The sequence below is a fragment of the Nocardioides sp. JCM 18998 genome (assembly GCF_055391535.1).
The window spans coordinates 1,788,729-1,807,677 of record NZ_AP043886.1 but is presented as its reverse complement, the minus strand read 5'-3'; the positions used below and the strand labels follow the sequence as shown (position 1 = coordinate 1,807,677).

At 71.3% G+C, this 18,949-nt stretch carries 8 protein-coding genes; all 8 read right to left on the bottom strand.

Features of this window, described 5'->3' with window-relative positions:
- Nucleotides 1–11: 11 nt before the first annotated feature.
- The gene (locus ACZ5L9_RS08475) at nt 12–1,322 is read right to left on the bottom strand and encodes a PKD domain-containing protein (protein WP_464536118.1); all 1,311 of its coding nucleotides are present in this window, start codon (nt 1,320–1,322) and stop codon (nt 12–14) included.
- A gap of 53 nt (nt 1,323–1,375) precedes the next feature.
- Nucleotides 1,376–3,028, bottom strand: coding sequence for a substrate-binding domain-containing protein (locus tag ACZ5L9_RS08470; RefSeq protein ID WP_464536116.1), 1,653 nt, complete (start codon nt 3,026–3,028; stop codon nt 1,376–1,378).
- A gap of 42 nt (nt 3,029–3,070) precedes the next feature.
- On the bottom strand, nt 3,071–4,858 hold the full coding sequence (locus ACZ5L9_RS08465; RefSeq protein ID WP_464536114.1) for an EAL domain-containing protein: 1,788 nt from the start codon (nt 4,856–4,858) through the stop codon (nt 3,071–3,073).
- A gap of 197 nt (nt 4,859–5,055) precedes the next feature.
- Complete coding sequence (locus tag ACZ5L9_RS08460) at nt 5,056–6,069, bottom strand: DUF389 domain-containing protein (RefSeq protein ID WP_464536112.1); 1,014 nt, start codon at nt 6,067–6,069, stop codon at nt 5,056–5,058.
- Between the two features lie 113 nt (nt 6,070–6,182).
- A complete protein-coding gene (locus ACZ5L9_RS08455; protein WP_464536110.1) occupies nt 6,183–6,812 on the bottom strand; it encodes a hypothetical protein in 630 nt (209 codons plus the stop codon).
- Nucleotide 6,813: 1 nt separating this feature from the next.
- On the bottom strand, nt 6,814–13,995 hold the full coding sequence (locus ACZ5L9_RS08450; RefSeq protein ID WP_464536108.1) for a DUF5979 domain-containing protein: 7,182 nt from the start codon (nt 13,993–13,995) through the stop codon (nt 6,814–6,816).
- 133 nt (nt 13,996–14,128) lie between these two features.
- Nucleotides 14,129–14,872 carry an aquaporin Z gene (gene aqpZ, locus ACZ5L9_RS08445; RefSeq protein WP_464536106.1) on the bottom strand — a complete coding sequence of 248 codons (744 nt, stop codon included), beginning with the start codon at nt 14,870–14,872 and terminating at the stop codon, nt 14,129–14,131.
- A 153-nt stretch (nt 14,873–15,025) separates the two neighbouring features.
- On the bottom strand, nt 15,026–18,832 hold the full coding sequence (locus tag ACZ5L9_RS08440; protein ID WP_464536104.1) for a DUF7507 domain-containing protein: 3,807 nt from the start codon (nt 18,830–18,832) through the stop codon (nt 15,026–15,028).
- Nucleotides 18,833–18,949: the final 117 nt, after the last annotated feature.

Here is an 18,949-nt window from a genome sequence, read left to right as displayed (position 1 = left end):
GCTTCGCGCCCTCACGGGCGCATCCTGCCGCGCCCGCGGGCCCGCCGCGACTCACGCGCCACGCCCGCGCCGAACAGCGCGAGCACCAGGATCGTCGGCAGCACCCAGCCGGGCAGCGAGAAGGGAGTATCGGAGGAGGTGTGCCGGGCCGCGTCGGCGGTCGTCGTCTGCTCCGCGGCGGCCGGCAGCGGGACCTCGGCGGCGGACAGCACGATGCCGGAGACACGCGTGCCGTCGCCCTCCGCCGCCCGTACGGGAAGCGGCTTGGCAGGCTTCACGACCGGGATGCTGGGCAGGTCCGGCGGCGGCTGCACCTGGCTCTCCGAGGCGGCCCCCGGCGCGGAGGTCGGCGGGGCGGTCGGCGCGGCGCCCGCGGTGGAGCCACCCGACACGACCGGGCCCGACCCCGGGGTGGTCTCGACCGCGCCACCCTTGTGGTCGCCCGTGCCGCTGGTGGGACCGGTGACCGGCGCGTGCTTGTCGTGGTTCTTGCCCGTGCCCGGTCCGGTCGACGGGCCCGCCTTCGGCGTGGCCGCGACGTCGACCACGACGCTCTCGGCCCGCCCGGTGGAGCCGTCGGGCGAGGAGACGGTCAGGCCGACGTCGTACGTGCCGGCACGGGTCCAGGCGTGGGTCGGCGCCGCGGAAGTGGCGGTGGCGCCGTCGCCGAAGCTCCAGGCGTAGGTGAGCGTCCCGCCGGGCTGGCCGGAGAGCGTCGCGGTGAAGCCGACGCCCTTGCCGACGTCGGCGGTACTGGCCGCGGCGTGGATGACCGGGGCGAGCAGCTGACCGGAGGTGTGGACGACGACGCGCAGCACGCCGTCGGAGCCGCTGAGGAAGTAGCCGCCGATGTTGGCGTCGGCCGAGACGTTGACGTCGCTGCTGTCACGCAGCGGGCGGAGATAGCCGATGGTGTCCTGGTCGAGCGCGTAGACGGCGGGCATCAGGCCGTGCTCGTAGCCGGTCGCGCCGGCAGGGCCCAGTGCGCCCTGCGGGATCGGGTGGGACCGGCCCTGGGCGTCGTCGACCTCGGTGTAGGTGACGGCGTCCGGGTCGAGGGTGGAGCCGGGGTGCCCGGGCTGCGGGATCGCGGCGACGAGGGCGCGCAGCGAGGTCGCCTGCGCGACGGTGGTGCTCTGCGGCGAGGGGTCGTCGGGCCGCGACTGGAGGGTGTAGCCGGTGTTGACGACGTCGTGCAGCCGATCGAGGTCGTCGGGGGTGAAGACGGCCGAGGTGGTGGTCGTGCCGACCACGTCGACGACGACGCAGGCGGACGCGCCGCCGCAGCCCCCGGCAGCCGTCGCGGCCGGGCCGGTGGTCATCACCAGCCCGGCCGCGAGGAGCGCTGCGGCAGCAGCGGAAGCCAGACGCCTGATCAGCGCACCGTCACCTTCTTGGTCTTCGATGTGGCCGCGCTCGAGCTCTGGCCGTTGGCATAGGAGACCTTGACCCGCCAGATGCCGCGCTTGAGATGGGTGGCGAGGTGGAAGGCCGCGGCGTGCACCGCCACCGTGGCGGTCTTCACCGGCCGGAGCTTGCGGCCCGGGTGACCGGCGTAGACGACGACGTGGGCGCCGGCGGCGGCACGCGGCGCGATCCTGCCGCTCAGCGTGACCTTGCGACGCTGGACGGTGGCCTTGCTCAGGGTCACCGCGCCGCGGACCTCCACCCGACCGGTGAGCGGGAGCGCTGCGGGCTGCAGGATGTCGCCGAACTTCGGGTCGAGGCTGGCGTTCTCGATCTGGGTGATCGTCCCGGTGGTGAGGGCGTACGCCGCGGTCACGGTGGGCTTGTAGCTGATCGAGAAGTGCCCGGTGGCATCTGTCGTGCCGGTCGCGACGGTGGTCGGCGCCGCGGTGGGGTCGCTGGTCGGCACCGAGCGCAGCAGGACGTGCTGGTTCGCCAGGGCCGGCATCCCCGGGACGACGTTGGTCAGCGAGCCCTTCACGGTGAACGACTTCCCGGCGGCGACGCGGGACGGCAGGGACGTGGTCGTCTTGAGCACCGGGGCGGCGTCCGGCAGGAACGGCGCGTCCTTGGCCTCGTTCAGGTAGGCACCGACCTGCTGCTGGCCGGACGGGGAGGTGACCCAGTCCAGGAACGCCTTGGCGGCCGCGGTGTTGATGTTGGCGCCGCCGCCGGCGATCGCGGCGGGGTTGATCGCGTAGGCGTGGAACGAGTTGACCAGCAGCTGCGAGGAGCCACGGACGACGATCTGGAGGTTGCTGATCTTGTTGGTCGAGGCGAGGTACTGGTAGGTGCCGCGGTCGGTGAAGACGTAGCAGTCGTTGCCGTTGGCGCTGACCGACGAGGCGCAGACGTCAGCCTGGACGACGTTGTCGCCCTGCTTGCTCCCGGTCACGTGGTACCAGGACGGGTAGGCCGGCGTGGTCGTGTTGCAGGCGCCGCCGGCGGTCGACGGCATCGAGCCGCCACCGTTGGCCGCCGAGACGGTGCAGGTGCTGAGGTCGTTGTCAGCCGCTGCCGCAGCCGACCAGATCGCGTGCGAGGCGACGTCGGTGCCGGATCCGGTCTCACGCGCGACGAAGCTGGCCTTGCCGTCCTCGCCCGCCTTGGCGAGCTTGGCGAAGGCGGCGGCCGGGTCGGTCTCCACGGCGCCGTTGCTCATGATCCCGGCCGGGTCGCTGGCGGGTCCGAGCAGGACGAAGTCGCCCCAGAAGATCGCCCGGCCGTACGGCTCGGTGGAGTAGCCGTCCTTGACGAACTGGTTCTCCAGGCTGGGTGCGTGCACGATCAGCGCGCCGAACTGCCCGGTCTTGGCGTTGTTGATCGCCACCTGGGTCGCGCTGCCCTGATAGGTCACCTTGTACTGCGGGTAGGCCGCCTCGAAGCCCGGCTTGAGGACCGCCGCGAACAGGTTGGAGTCGGAGACGTCACTGGTGCCGACGATCGCCAGCGTGGTGCTGTCGTCGGCGTGGGCCGGTGCGGGGACCAGCGTCGCAAGAGCGGCCGAGGCCGTCAGCGAGGTCGCGACGGCGAGCAGGCGCCGGGTGAGAGAAGTGCGCACGCTCCGTGTATATCAGCAAAATACCTAAAGAGAACCTAGGTATCAGACCATGAACCCACGATTGAGGAGCTCGGCCATGCCCTCGGCCGGCGCCGGCATGCACATGTAGAAGCCCTGGCCGTAGTCGATGCCGAGGTCGCGCACGATCTGGAGGGTCTCGCCGTCCTCGATCCCCTCGGCGGTGGTGAGCAGGTCGTACGCCCCGGCGACCGACACGATCGCGCCGACGACCGTGCGGGCGGTGGGGTCCTCGGCCAGCCGCTGGATGAACTTCTTGTCCAGCTTGAGCCCGGCCACCGGCAGCTCGTCGAGCAGGGCCAGCGAGGAGTGCCCGGTGCCGAAGTCGTCGATGACGACCCGGTAGCCGGAGTCCTGGAGCAGCTGGAGGCCCTGGCGGCCCACCTCGAGGTTCTCCATCAGCGCCGTCTCGGTGATCTCGAAGACCACCGGCCAGGTGCCGAGCCCGGCCTGCTCGACACGCTCGATGAGCCGCTCGGCGAAGCCGGGCATGCTCAGCTGGACGCCGGAGAGGTTGATGGACGTACGGGTGTGCGGCGCCGTCGTGGTCCACTCCTTCGCCTGGGCGATCGCCAGGTCCAGGATCTGCGCGCCGAGCGGCACGATCAGACCGGTCGCCTCCGCGAGCGGGATGAACTCGCCCGGCGAGACGCGACCGCCGCCGGGCAGCTGCCAGCGGGCGAGTGCCTCGACACGGGTGAACGCGTTGGTGGCCAGCTCGACGGCGGGCTGGAAGACCAGGCTGACCTCGTGGTTGCGGATGGCCCGGCGCAGCGCGGCGTGGCGGGCGAGTCGATCGGCGGCGGCCACCCGCAGCTCGCGGTCGTAGCTCCGGACCCGGCCCTGGCCGGTGACCCGGGCGGCGTTGACCGCGACCAGGGCGTTCTTGACGACCTCGTACGCGTCGTCGTCACGCGGTCCGACAGCGACCCCGATGGACGGCGCGAGCGCGAACTCGCCGCCGTCGACGGCGAACGGCTCGCTGAGCGCCGCGAGGAGGTTGGCCGCGATCCGCTCGCGGACCGGCGGGGTGGCGGCGTCGATCGCCACCACGGCCTTGGCGTTGTCGAGCAGGCCGACCAGCGCCGACTCCCCCGCCTCGGCGTGGATCCGGTCCGCGATCAGGCGGAGCAGCTCCGCGCGGACGGCGCTGTCGAGCTCGAGGTCGAGCAGCTCCAGGCCGCCGAGCTGGAGGACGAGCACGGCGATCGGCTGCCCCGGGCGCAGCATCCGGGTGTTGAGCAGCTGGAGGAAGCGGGCGCGGCCGTGCAGGTGCGCCGGGATCGAGGCCGCATCGGGGCGGGCCGCGAGCGCGAGCGCGAGGCACACCAGCCGGCCGGTCTGCTGCACAGCGATGATCTCGTCGCGGGTCGGGTGGTGCACCTCGGACCAGTAGACGGTCAGGGTGCCGAACACGCTGCCGTCCGACTGGGCGAGCGGGTGGGCGAGGACGGCGCGGATGCCCTCGGCGTCGAGGTCCGTCAGGAACTGGGCCAGCGAGGGCTCGGCATGCACGTCGGCGACGGCGAGGTCGACGCCACGCCGGGCGGCGGCGGCCGAGAGCCCGAGGCCGTGCTGGAGGGCGCGCCGGTCGCTCGACTCGATGTAGTGCTCGGAGAGCGAGGGCGCCGCCGCGTGGCTCATCCGGCCGGTGACGGCGTCGACGGTGACGACGTTCGCGCGGGTGTCGGGCAGTGCCTCCTCGAGGTGGTGGCAGATCGCGCGCAGCACCTCGTCGACCGACGCGTCGCCGATGACCTGGTCGATCACCTCGCGCTGGAAGGCGAGCTCGGCGGCCGGGTCGAGGGGCACGGGGGCGTCCTCAGCCTCGAGCGCAGGCGCTCGTCGGGGCTGCGGCACGGAGGCTTGCGTGGTCTCGACCGACACGCCCGGCTATCGGGTGGGCTGGCCCGGACCTGAGCACACCACTCGTCCAGAGCTGCGAACGGTCGATGACGTCCAGACCAGTGGCTCCAGCGGGCTCGACCTAAGCCTGCCCCGAGCCCTGCTCAGCCGGTGTCGCCAGCCTCGATGCGGCGCCCCGCGGTCGTCTCGATGACCACGCCCAGTCCCGCTGGTAGGCGCGAGGCCAGTGCCGTCATCAGCTTCTCCGGTGACGGGACCTCACCCGGCGTGCGGACGTGGATGTACAGCGTCGTCGCCTGCCGGTCGACGCCGGTCACCTCCGCCCCGGGGACCGACGCGATCCAGGTCCGGGCGGCGTCGGTCGCCCGCGAGGTCCAGACTGAGGTGAGGACGGTGAAGACGGTGTTGGCGACGAGCGGGATCGCGACGGCGGCCAGGAGCGAGCCCAGCAACAGCCGCGTTCGGCGGCGTCTGCGGTCCGACTCCTCGACCGCGGCGGAGTAGCCGAGGACGGCGAAGACGAAGGTGCCGGCGATCATCAGGGACAGCAGGTTCGAGATGAAGAGCACCAGTGCTCCGACCGCCATCGCCACGGCCCCCTGACCGAGGCAGACGCCGACCACCGCGAGCGGCGGCACCAGCGAGATCGCGATCGCCACGCCCGGCAGGACCGCCGCCACATCGCGACGCGCCAGCGCCGTCGCGCCCGCGAGGCCGGTCGCGAGGGCACCGAGCAGGTCCAGCAGGCCGGGCGAGGTACGGCCGGTGATCTGGCCGTTCGTGTGCAGGTCGTAGGTGCCCGGCAGCACCGCGGCGAAGAGCAGCCCGATGCCCACCACGGTGCCGGCGCCGAGCAGCACCCGGACGAACGCACCCGCGCGGCGCCGCGTCACGATCTCCAGCGCGGTGCCCATGATCGGGGTGGAGAGCGGGGCGATGATCATCGCCCCGATCACGGTCGCGGTCGAGTCGGACAGCACGCCGCACGCGGCGATGACGGCCGAGAGCACCAGCATGGCCGAGAACGCCGAGCGCTTCGCCTCGACGTCGCCGGTGTCCGGCGCGAGCTCGAGGCCGAGCTCCTCGAGGGTGCGCCGCTGGCTGGCCGGCAGCAGCAGCGCGCGCAGCCTGCTCAGCACGTCACCACCGTCCCTCATCGCTCATCGCCCATCGCTGCTCGGCCTCGATCGAGCCGGAACGCTCGCGCATCCGAGGCTGCGCCCACCTCGGGTCCTGCGCCTCACCCGCCACGGGTGAGCGGGGATCGCGGTCAGACCATCTTCGGCAGGGACAGCAACAAGGCGGCGAGCACGACGAACCCCACGCCTCCGACGGCGAGCAGCGCCCACTGGGCGCCCACCCGCCGCATCCGCCCCGAGAGCGCGGCGAAGAACAGCACGGTGGCGAATCCGATGGTGAGCACCGTGTAGTTGTCGCCGCGCTGGTTGTTGCGCAGCGCCAGTGCGAACCGCGCGTCCGCCCGGTGGTCGGCGTCCTCGGCCTGGGCCTCCTCGGGGATCGCGTACTCGGCCATCTCGAACGGCGTCGCCGGTGCGTCAGGATTCTTCAGCGGATGGGCCGCCAGCCACAGCGGGAAGGCGGTGGCCAGCGGCTCGGGGAAGCGCTTCTGCAGGAAGTCGGTGAGCTCGGTGTCGTGGTTCTGGTACGCCTGCAGCCACTGGGTGAACAGCGACACCTGGATCGTCTGCTTGCGGTTGGCGACGTTCTCCAGGCGAGCGGCGGCGATCCGCCCCGAGGACGCCTGCGAGAACGAGATCGACATCGCGCCGCCCCACTTGCTGGCCTGGAAGCCGGTCCAGGCGGTCAGGATCGCCGTCACCGAGAGCAACACGATCGCGATCAGCTCACGCCAGTCGGTCGCCTCGTCGCCCGCTGCCACGTCAGCGCCGCCGGGACGAGCCGCGCCGCACACCGGCCAGCAGGAGGCTCAGCCCGAGCACCAGGGCGAGTCCACCGCCCAGCAGGGCGTACGTGGTCCAGCGGTTCGCGCCCGTGTCCGGGAGGGCCGCCCCCGACGATCCGGGGCCGAGGCTCCCGGAGCTCGGCCCCTGGTCGGGACCCGGGTTGACGAAGCGGTTGACCACCCGCAGGCCGACGGTCGTGCTGTCGCCGACGGTGACGGTGCCGGTCGACGGGTCCCCGGCGTTCGGGGTGATCGTGGTCGCGTTGGCTCCGCCGTTCTTCGTCTCGGTGAGCGTGCAGGACGCCCCGGTGGGCAGGTCGTCGTACACGGTCGTGAGGTCGTTGCCGTCGGTCAGGACGCGGTCGGCGCCGCCGGGGATGTCCACAGGCGTGGGCGTCCCGTCGACGTCGTACGTGCAGGCCAACCGCACCGTGAACGGGCCGGAGCCGTCGCCCTTGACCACCTTGTGCACCCGGACCGACCCGACGTCGAAGGTGTTGGTGATCCCCAGCGTCAGTGCCTCGGTGAGGCTGTCGATCGTCACCTCCGAGACCTCGTTGCCGTCGGCGTCGGTGATCACGGTGTCGGTGGCCCCACCCGTCCTCGTCTCCGCGACGTGGCAGGTCGAGCCGAGCAGCAGGGGCTGATAGGTGACCGTGTAGTCGTTGTCGGCGCTGAGCTCCCGGGTGGCGCCGCCCGGTGTCGCCAGCGGCACCTGGGCGCCGTTGACGTCGGTGTAGGTGCAGGTCACGCTGACCTCGAACGGCCCCGCCCCATAGAGGTCCGCCCCCGGACCGGCGATCGACTTGTCGATCGTCAATGAGCCGGCGCCGAAGAGGTTGGAGACGACCACCCGCACCGTCGTGTCGTCCCCGATCGTGACCGACGAGGGCACGACCGTGTGCGCGGTCGCCGCCCCCGGGTCGGGCTCGGTCACCGTGCAGACCGCGCCGGTGGGCAGGTCGTCGATCTGTGTCTCGAGGGGCTGGGGTCCCTGGAGGACCACGTCGTCGTCGTAGACCACCGCGCCGTCGGGGCGTGAGGGATCGGTGAGGACGCACGTGACGTGCAGCGTGAACGGACCCTGGCTGATCGCGTACGGCTCGGCCTCCTCGGGGACGAACTTGCGCAGCCGTAGCGATCCCACGTCGTAGTGGTTGGTCACGGTGACCGCCTGCACGGCGGCCGGGTCACGGTCGGCACCGCCGATGGTCACCGTGGCAGGTGCGATCGTAGTGCTCGCCGCGCCGGCATCGCCGGGCTCGGTGGTCGTGCAGGTCGCTCCGACCGGGAGCCCGGTGAGCGTCCACGTCGCGCCGCCGGCGAGCGTCGTGACCATCGGGTGGATCAGGCTGTAGCCGGTGGCCCACACCGGATCGCCGAGGAAGGTGCAGCTCTCGCGGAGTGTGAACGGCCCGTACGCGATCGGGTTGCCGTCCTGGTCCACGGCGTCGGAGTCGACCGCCTTCGTGACGGTCATGGCGCCGGTGTCGAATTCGTTGGTGACGGTGATCAGCCCGATGGGGTCGTCGGGGCCACCGACGGTCGCGGTGCCGATCGTCTGCGAGGTCTGCCCCTGATCGGCCTCGGTCGCGGTGCACTGGGCACCCCACGGCAGGTTGTCCACCTGCACCGGCGGATCGCCCGGGACGAGCGTCACCTCGGGCAGACCGGTCAGGTCGTACGCCGGCTGCCCGCCCACCGCCGGCATCGTGCAGGCCAGCTGGACCCGGAAGGAGTCCGGGGCGTGCGGGGCCCCATCGCCGGTGACGACCTTCTGCAGCCGGATCGGGCCGGTCGGGTAGGTCACGCCGACCTTGCGTCCCTCGGTGGCGGGGATGCTCACCGGCGAGCCGGCGTCGGAGGCGACCCCTCCGGTGGCGGCGGTGTTCCAGGCGACCGGGAACGTCGAGTCGGCCGCCTCGGAGGGCGTGGTCCGGGTCTTGCCCTGGATCATGACCTGTTGCCCCGGCGCGAACGGGTTGCCCGCGGGGAAGTCCACGACGAACTTCACCGCCGCGACGCTCGCGTTCGAGGGCGCCTGCGAGATCGGGATCCAGTCGCCGGCCGGGCAGGGGGTGCCGAGCGGGTCCAGGTCCGCCGTGCACGGATGCGACGAGGTCGAGTAGTAGGTGGTCATCGTCGCCAGCGGGTGTCCCGGGGCGATGAGCTCGAGGCTGTCGGCGTAGGTCGGCGACCACTCCGAGCCACGGGGGAGGTTGACGATCACACCCGTGTCGCCGGGGGTGGGCAGGTTGTCCATCTCGACCAGTTGGCTGATGGGCAGCGTCCCGGAGTTGGTGATCGTCATGCGCCAGGTCTCGGTGTCGCCGGGGTAGGTCACCGGCACGCACGGGGAGCGGTAGAACCCATCGGCGTCGGCCGCCGAGTCGCAATAGTCGTCGGGGACGTCGGCTCCACTAGGGATCACGTCACGGTCCAGCCAGACCTCCGGGATGCCGGGCTCGTCGACCGGAACGTCGGCCTTGACCTTCTTGACGGTGCTCAGTGCGGCGACCCGGATCGGCGAGACGGTGTCGTCGTCCCAGCAGGCACCGTCGGCGTTCTCGTTCGGCGAGCAGCTGTCGAACGGCTCGTCGCCCTTGATGGTGGCCGTGTTCGTGACCTGGTCGCCGGGGGTCAGGCCGGGACGCAGCATCATGTCGATGGTGATCGTGTAGGTCTGCCCGGGCTCGAGCACCGTCCCGGGTGGCATCGCGAAGGTGATCGCCTGGCCGGTCTGGGTGATCGTGATGTCGTCCTGGTCGGTCGGCAACGGGTCGCCGTTCGGCGGGTCGGGTGCGTCACCCGACAGCGCGAAGGAGTACGGCGAGGTGATGGCGGGGTCGCTGTCCGGGTCGAAGATCAGGAGGGGCCCCTCGGCGTCGGTGGGCAGCTGGTCGGTGAAGACCGGATCGGTGATCGGCGCCTCGCCGGTGTTGGTGAACGTCAGCGTGAAGGGGATGACCTGCCCCGGCTGGACCTCACCCTCCGGCGACTTGTTCACCGACGCGCTCACCGTGTCGTGCACGTAGGTGTAGGTGGCGTCGTCGGAGTCCTCGTCGGTGAGCCGGTCGTCGGGTCCGATGAGCACCGACTCGCCGTCCGCGACGGCGGTGTCGCCGAACACGCCGGCGTCGGTCTCACCCGGTGCCGCGACCTGGTCCGAGCGGGTGGTCGGGACCGGTCCGCCGGTGCGCAGGTCCGTACGTCGCTGCACCTGGAACGGGACCGTGATCAGCGGGTTCGCCGGGTTCTGCCAGCCGATCTCGTTGTTGGCCATGAAGCTGAACCTGACGCCGTGCACGTCCGGGCCTGCGGCGGCGTCGATGAAGTCGATCGCCTGTTGCAGGGTCAGGTCTCCGGTCTGGAACGGCGGTCCGCCGCCGGGCAGCGGCTCGCAGGTCCAGTCGCCCCCGACGGTGGCGGGGTCGTCGGCGGCCACGGTGGCATCGGTGAACGTCCCGCCGGTCTTGTAGCAGGCCTGGACGAACTGGACCGGTGTGGGCAGCGACCAGGACGGGTCCATGCCGACCAGGTCCATCGCGTTCCAGAAGGTCGGGTCGTCGTCGGTCAGCCGCACCATGTAGGAGCGCGCGGTGCCGGTGTTCTGCCCCGTCATCGTGACGACCACCGGGGAGTCGTCGCCCTCCTTCTGTGTGGCGGGGGCGATCGACTTGGTCGCCTCGACGCCGTACGTCGGCTGCGCCAGCGTGATGGCCGCGTTGCTCTGCGCGCAGGCGTAGCGCGCTCCGGCGGCGGGCGGGCAGGACTGGATCGCGTCGACGTCGGCGACGATGCCCTGGGCGACGTCGCCGATCGGCGAGTCGTCCGCCGTGATCTGCTCCCCGGTGCTCCGGTTCTGGGCGCGCAGTCGCATGTCCATCCGTACGACGCCCCGGCCCGCGCTGACGATCCGGCCGTCGAAGAGCACCCGCACGCCCACGACGTCGCACGGCATCGTCGCGGGGGTCAGTGCCAGCGCCTGGGTGCGGTCGTAGTCGTGGGTGCTGGCGTCGGGGCAGGTCAGCGTGACCGTCGTGGTGGTGGCGCCGCTCGGGACCACGATGGCGGCGAAGTTGTTGAGCCGGAAGTAGTCGAACGGGTCGGTCGCCGGCGGCGTCGTGGATCCCGGTGCCGGATCGGTGATCTGCATCTGGTCGACGCGGGCCGGTGTGGTGTTGGTCGCGGTCACCGACACCTGGCTGAGCGGGTACTCGTTCGCCGGGGTCCCGGGCGCCGGAACGGCGAGAGGGCCACCCGCCCACGACTTCGAGGTGGTCATGGTGATCGGTACGTCGATGAGCGTCACGTCGTCGGCGTCGTCGGTCGACACCGGCGTGCCGCCACCGGCCGGGTAGCCGGTCGCGTTGGCGGTGTTGCGCACGATGCCGGTCTGCGGGGCGAGGTTGTACGTGTCCTCGGCGAGCGCCGGGGAGCCGTCGGAGCGCTTGGTGTCTCGGACCTGCCACACCAGGGTGATGTCGCGGTCGTCGCCGATCGAGCGGGCGACTCCGGATCCGACCGGCGGATCCGCCGGCGTGGTGCGGTGGGTGTCACTCTCGGCGAAGGTCAGCCGTACCCCGAGCGTGGACGCCTGCTCGGCGCTGGTGAGGTCCATCCCGGGAAAGGTGCCGTCGCATGCCGCCGGGCAGGGGTCGTTGGTGGCGTCGACCCAGGCGGTGCCGTTCCACAGCTGGACCTCGGTGATCCGGTCGTATGTCAGGTGGGGGTCGGACGTCGCGCTGATCGGCTGCACGCGGGTCAGGTCGAAGGCGTCGAAGACGCTGTCGGCCACCGCCGTGGTCTCGGGATGGGCGACGTCGGTGACGTCCACGGTCTGCAGGTTGGAGTAGCCGCCGGTCGACCACGACAGGGTCGAGGGGATGGTGTCGCCGGAGCGGGCGATCACGCTCTTGACCCCACCCGAGCTGGACGTGCCGAACCGCTTGCTGATCAGGTCGCCGACCCCTTGGCCGTTGGGCGGAAGGATGTCGATCGTCGGGCAGTCGGCGGGGTTCATCGCGGCATTCCCGTCGGGCACGCCGTCGGTCGGGCTGGAGGCGGTGGACTGCGCGCAGTTCGAGATGACCGTGTCGGGGTTGTCCGGGTCGGTGTTGTACGGCGGGGTGGCCCCGTCGTAGCGGCCGTCCGCCCGCAGCGAGCTGGTGAAGTTGGGCGCCAGGTCGGTGCCGGGGGCGAACCCGTCGCCCGATCCGGTGTAGTCGTACTCGAAGCGGACCCCGCCGGCGACCGCCGAGATGTCGGCCGGCACCGTGTAGTTGAAGCTCGCCTCGGGCCCCGGGACCGGGCCGGTCAGCACCTTCCAGGTGTCGTCGGTGGTGTCGTAGTAGTAGACCGTCAGTGAGGCGTCGGCCGGGATCGGCGTCTGGGTGATCGCGGTCAGGTCGAACGCGTTCCACCAGTCATTGGGCGCGACGGGGTCGAGCGGGTCCTGGATGACGATCCGGTCGGCGTCGCCGGTGGTGCCATCGGGGGTGGCCGGCGGGTTCGGCAGCTCGGTGGTGCCGCCGGTGAGCGAGACGGTGACGACCTCGCCGGGGTTGGCGATGATCTGGCTGGGCCGGATGCGCTTGTCGACGTAGGGCTCGACGCGTTCGTTGTAGATGTAGAGGTCGGCGCCGGCCGTGTCGTGGCCCGTCGCACCGTTGTTCTCCCCCTGCACGCCGACGTCGTTGTGCACCGTGTTCGGCAGGCCGGTCGCATCAGGATCGGTGTCGACGGTGAACGGGATCGAGGTCTCGCCACCGGTCGCGATGGACCCGGTGAACGTGACGGTGAACGAGGTCACCGAGGCGTTGCCGCCGCTCGGGGGCGCGGGCGTGGCACCGTCGTCGAACGCGACCTCCTCGCCCGACGGCTGGTACGTCACCGTCCCACCGGTGGCGCCGTCCGGGTAGTCGATGCCGCCGGCGAAGCCGGCGAAGGTGTAGTCGTCGGGGAAGGAGCCGCTGGCAGGCTCGCTCACGGTCATCGAATCGATCGGGAAGGGGCTCTGATTCGTGCCGCCGATCGTCACCGTGCTGGGCTGGCCGGCGATGACCAGCGTCGGATCGAAGCTCTTGGAGGCCGAGACCGTGACGTCGTTGGCCTGGATGACGTAGGTGTCGGAGGCGGTGTCGGAGGCGGTCTGCCCGTCGAGGGCCACCTGGGACGACGCGTCGTCGGTGACGGTGGTGTCGGCCGTGACGCCCGCGGCGAGGTCGGTGGTCGCGAGGTCGAGGTCGACCGACCCGGTCGCCCCGGCCGGGATGGCGCCCGTGAACGTCACCCGGGTGCCGAGCACCTCGTCCGGCGTCACGCCTGCTGGCAGCGTGTTGGGGCAACCCGGGCACCCGATCCAGGTGCCGCCCACGTACAGCTCGTAGCCGGTGCTGGTGGTGCCGGCCGGCGGGGTGACGTCGCCGAAGCCGGTGAATCCCAGGTAGGTGAACGGGTTGGGCGTCGCCGTGGGGTCGCTCGGGTCCTGGATGACCAGGCTGTCCACCGTGCCGTTCGAGTCGTTGCTCCCGGTGAGTGCCGCCTGGACGGGTGTGCCGGCTGCGGCCAGTCCCGTCGCGGGGGTGATGGTCTTGCCGGCGGTGGTCGCCGGGAGGAAAGGAACGGTGACGTGGACCGGCGCGGTGCCGCTGGCGTCGACGGCGTTGGTCGCCTCGGCCGTGGCGGTGTTGGTCAGGGTCTGATCGTTGTAGTCGTAGGAGATGTCGTTGGGCACCCGCGCGGTGATCGAGATCGTGCTGGTGGTGTTGTCGGCCATCCCGATCGCGGTGCCGGACGTGCCGTCGATGTCCTGGGTCCAGGTCACCGTGACGTCCTGGCCGTTGATGACCGGCGTGGCGGCACTGTTGGGCCCTGCGGTGTTGGCGCTCACCACCTGCAACGGGGCAGGCACGGTGTCGGTCGTGATCGCTCCGCGACAGCCGATGTCGCTGATCGCCGAGCACCCCACGTTGATCGTGTAGACGATCGTGTCGCCCGGCCCCACCTCGGTGGGCGCGGCCGACTTGGTGACGGAGAGCTGGGCGGTGACGTCTGCGGGCGCCGGGTTGGGCAGGACGTCGGCGTTGGCGGGCAGCGCCAGCGTCGCCAGCAACAGCACGACCAGCAGGGTGACGACCCGCCGCAGCCCTCCCCGCATCAGAGCCGCTCTCCCCGAGCCACCCCTGTGCCGCTGAGTGCCCACCCGCTACGGATCATGCTCTCCACGATGCCCCTGGGACCGGGGTCCCGCCTCACCCATAAGGGACGACGTAGTCCGAAACCGGGACCCATCAGGTCTCCATCGCCTCCGGGATCGAGGCCGTCTCCTCGTCGCCGAGCAGGGCGGCGTAGCTGTAGCCCGCGATGAGCGCACCGGCGATCGGCGCGACGATGAACAGCCACAGCTGCCCGATCGCGTCGCCGCCGGCGAAGAGCCCGACCCCGATCGAGCGCGCGGGGTTCACCGACGTGTTCGTCACCGGGATGCTGATCAGGTGGATCAGGGTCAGCGCCAGCCCGATGGCCAGCGGCGCGAGACCCTTGGGCGCGCGGCTGTCGGTGGCGCCGAGGATCACCCACAGGAAGACGGCGGTGAGGAGCACCTCGATGACCAGGCAGGCGAACAGGTCATACCCCATCGGCGAGCGGTCCCCGTACCCGTTGGAGGCGAAACCGCTGTCCTTGGCGGAGAACCCGTCCAGGCCGTTGGCCACGACGAGCAGCACGGCGCCGGCGGCGATCCCGGCGACCAGCTGGGTGACGATGTAGCCGGGAGTGTCCTTCCACGCGATCCGGCCGCCGGCGGCCGCGCCGAGGGTGACGGCGGGGTTGAAGTGCCCACCGGAGATGTGCCCGACGGCGTACGCCATCGTCAGGACGGTGAGGCCGAAGGCGAGGGCGACGCCGAGCCACCCGACGCCGACATCCTTGTTGGTGGTCGCGAGGACCGCTGTGCCGCATCCTCCGAAGACGAGGACGAAGGTGCCGAGGAACTCTGCGGCGAGACGTTTGCTCATGCTCGGCGTGGCTGCCATGGCTGCTCCTGGAGGCTGATCGGAGAGCTCGGGGCCGGCACGCTCGATCCCGGCGGACGGGCTCTTCCTGAGGTTCGGACTCCTTCACCGAACCTCGTGGGCACTGCCGTCGTGCTCACCCGAGTCAGGTGAAGCACCCGCGTCCGATGCGACTCAACCGACCTGCTTGGCGATCACGACCTGGTAGCGCGTGTAGTGGAAGTGCCCGTTGGCGTAGAGCACCCGGTCGGTGCAGCTCACCAGCACCAGGCGGTGCGGGCCGGTGGTGGCGAAGTACGCCTGCGGTAGCCGGGTCTCCCGCTCGTACGTCGCGGTGCCGGTGACCCGGAAGCGGGACCGCGCACCCCCGGCCGTGATGGTGATCGTCTGCCCGCGGACCGCCCGGTCCAGGCGGTACATCGCGCCCGGACGGTCGTGCCGATCGGAGACGTGTCCCGCGATGATGGTGGTGCCGATCCTGTCGGCCACTGCGGCGGAGTCGCGCAGCCAGCCGACCGAGCCGACGTCGTCCGGCAGGCTCATCTGGTCGCCCTCCACGGCCTCGGCGGCGACGGGGGCGTGGAGGCCGATGCCCGGCATGCTCACGGTGACCTGTGCGAACCTCGGGGCGTCCGGCAGCAGGATCGTGCCCGAGAAGCCGCCGTTGATCATCGGGGCGGGATAGCTCGGCTTGGCGACCGTCGTCGTCTCGGACGCGAGTCCGCACCGGTGACTGCCGGCCAGGTTGGACGCGTTGCCGTGGGTCGTGACCTTCCAGGTGTAGACACCCGGGGCCGGCACGCTCACCCGAGGCGTCCGATTGAGCCCGTTGCGGACGTGGAACGTCACCGAGCGGGCGAGATGCGCGGGCCGGCACGAGGCGGCCGCGCGACTCGAGAACGGCCCGTACAGGCGCGCGGTGGCGCTCACGCCGCCGCGTCCCGCCACGCCGCGCACCCGGACGTGGTCGAAGAAGCGCTGGCCCGGCCGTACCCGCGGCTGGGAGCTCGTCGTCCGGACGGTGGGCGCGACACGATCCGAGCCCGGCGAGAAGACCACGGCCTCGTCGGTCGCCGACCGGGTGGCGCCGCCCCCGTTGGGCACGGTGCCCCGGGCGTGGGCGACGTTGTCGATCGCGCCGTCGAGATCCGCCACCACGACCGTGTACGTCGCGGTGCACGTCACGGAGGCGCCCGGCGCCAGGCTCGCGGCGCCTACGGGGCAGGTCGGACGCGGAGCCCGACCCGCGCCCGTGAAGTGATCCTCGATCACCCCGACGGACGTCTCCGTCACGTTCCCGGTGTTGGTGATCCGGTAGCTGTAGGTGATCGTCTCGCCGGCGCTCGACACGGAGTCGGGGGTGGCCGTCTTCACGATGCTGAGCGCCGGGTGCCGTACCGCCGGCACGTCTGCCTCGTCGTCGTTGGAGATCACGTCGTTCCCCACCGGATTCGTCCCGGTCGCGTGTGCGGAGTTCGTGACGGTTCCGGCGTCGATGTCGGCCTGGGTGACCGGGTAGCTCGCCGTGCAGGTCGTGGACGCCCCGGCGGCGAGGGTCGTCGTCGGACACGTCGCCGTGGGTGCGGACCCAGCACCACCGAAGATCTCCGCGATCGCCAGTCCGGTCACCGGCTGGTTCCCGGTGTTGGTGACGCGGTAGCTGTAGCTGATCACCTGACCGGGCGCGGAGACGCTGGCCGGGGTCGCCGTCTTGACCAGGCTCAAGCCCCGGATCGCGATGACGCCGACCACGGCGTCGTCGATCGTGCTGTCGACCCCACCACCGTCCGCCGTGGTCCCGTGCGCATGACCGGAGTTGGTGATCCGGCCCGCGTCGATATCGGCCTGCGTGGCCGTGTAGGTGCCGCGGCAGGTGGTCCTCGCCTGCGGCGCGAGCGTGGTCGCCGCACAGACGAGGACGGGCGGAGTCGCCGTACCGGAGAACGTGTCCTCCACGATGGACAGGTCGGTGATGGTGGCGTTGCCACCGTTGGTGACCGCGAACGTGTACGTGACGGTGTCGCCTGCCGCGTCCACGGTGGTCGGCGCGGCGGTCTTCACCACCGTGAGCATCGGGTTCTGCAGGATGTCGACGGTGAAGTCGTCGCTCGCCGAGACGGGGGTGCCGCCGGGCCCCGTCCCGGTCGCGGTGGCGGTGTTGCTCAGCGGCACGCCCCGATCGATGTCGTCCTGCGACACCGTGTAGGTCGCCATGCAGACGGTCTGCGCACCGGGGATGAGCGAGGTCGCGTCGCAGGTGGCCGCGCCGATCGGACCGGCGCCGGTGAACACGTCCTCGCGGATCGCGAGGCCCGACACCGTCACGTTGCCGACGTTGGTGATGTCGAAGGTGTAGGTGACCGTCGTGCCGGCCTTCTCCACCGAGACCGGGAGCGCGGTCTTGATCAGGGAGATCGCGGGGCGCGGCGGCTCCGTCAGGTCGGTGCTCGAGTTGTTCGAGGGGACGTTCCCGTTCGGGCCGGTCCCGTTCGCCGTCGCAGTGTTGGTCAGGGCCCCGGCATCGACGTCGGCCTGGGTCACCGTGTAGGTCGCGGTGCAGGTGAAGTCCTCGCCCGGGGCCAGCGACGCGACGGTGCACCCCGACAGGGACGGGGGCGTGCCCGTGCCGGAGAAGGCGGTCTCCGTGACGCGGACGTCGGCCAGGGGGACGTTGCCCGTGTTCGTCGCGACGTACCGGTAGGTCAGGACGTTGCCCACCGTGAGCGCACCGGCCCCCTGCGGACTCACCGACTTGACCAGGTGCAGGCCGGGCACCCGTGGGTCGGGGGTGTTGGTCACGGTGCAGACGTACTGGTTGGCCCCCTCGGGCATCAGGGTCCAGGTGCCGATGACCGGCGAGGCCGCCCCCACGCCCACCCCGCCGCTCGTGACGCACGCGATCGTGGCGGTGTAGTCGTCGGCCGAGGAGGTCGAGCCCGGCGCGAGCCGGTCGAGGATGGTGTACGTGCCCCCGGCGACGACGGGCTCGTCCGTGGTCTCCGCCGTCGTCGCCGTGCCGGTCGTGGTCGCCGAGCCGACCGTCGCTCCCGACGGATCGAGCAGGGAGACCTCGAACTGGTCGTCGGGCACCAGCCGGCCGCCGACCCGCTTCACCAGCGTCACGGTCGGCACCGGGGTGTGGCACATCGAGCCGTCGTTCATCTGGGAGACGGGACCCTGCGCCAGGTTGATCACGGCGCGCGTCGTCGGGTTGATCCGGTAGATCGTTCCGCTCTGGTTGTTGCCGGCATAGATGTAGGTGCCGTCGCTGTAGACAGCCCCGAACGACGGGCCGCCACCCGTCACGCCGCTCAGTGCCCCGAGGTTGGTGAACCGCTTGGTCGACGGGACGAAGGAGACCAGGTAGGCGGTGTTCGTGTTGTTCGAGCCGGTGCCCTTCACGACGCCGTACAGGGTGCCGTTCACCATCGCCCAGTCCGCGGGCAGCGCCGTGTTCGCCGGCCCGGTCGCCGTCCCGGTGGCGATCAGCGCCGGGGTGGCGCCGGTGAGGTCGACCTGCGCCCACTTGCCGGTGCCGCCCACGAGGAGCCACATGATCCCCTGGTCGGTCACCTCGCCGGTCGTCCAGTCGGCCGTCCGGTCCATCACCGTGGAGCCGTTGCGCGGCACGCCCAGGGAGGTCAGGGTGAAGTCGGCGTTGATGCGGACCAGCTGATCGGTGGTCTGGTTCCAGCCGTACATGTAGTCGTCGACGGCGTTGAAGCCGACGGCGTTGACGTAGTTCCCCGCGATGCTGCCGACCTGGGTGTTCGCGCCGGTCACCAGGTTCACCGCGTAGACGTTGGTCGGCGTGCCGCTCGGCGCCTGGAACAGGTATGCCGTCGGCGTGCAGCTCCAGGGCACATCCGCCGCGGTGGCCGGCGGCGACACCGCGACCTCCACGACGGCCAGGCCGGTGAGGGCCAGGGCCATCGCCACCACCCAGCGCAGCAGCCGGCTCTTCCACCCTCGCCGTGACACCAGGCGATCCGAGACTTGCGTGACCATGACGAGGCTCCCTACCCGTATGAGTCAACCCAAGTTGCGAGCGTCGAACGGCTTGCCTGGGCGTGGGTCACCCGGATCGGGTGACCATGT

What these genes read in the sequence shown, in the direction of transcription:
- ACZ5L9_RS08475 (WP_464536118.1), bottom strand. Translation starts at nt 1,322, where the DNA reads ATGACCACCGGCCCGGCCGCGACGGCTGCCGGGGGCTGCGGCGGCGCG.
- ACZ5L9_RS08460 (WP_464536112.1), bottom strand. Translation starts at nt 6,069, where the DNA reads ATGAGGGACGGTGGTGACGTGCTGAGCAGGCTGCGCGCGCTGCTGCTG.
- ACZ5L9_RS08450 (WP_464536108.1), bottom strand. Translation starts at nt 13,995, where the DNA reads ATGCGGGGAGGGCTGCGGCGGGTCGTCACCCTGCTGGTCGTGCTGTTG.
- aqpZ (WP_464536106.1), bottom strand. Translation starts at nt 14,872, where the DNA reads ATGGCAGCCACGCCGAGCATGAGCAAACGTCTCGCCGCAGAGTTCCTC.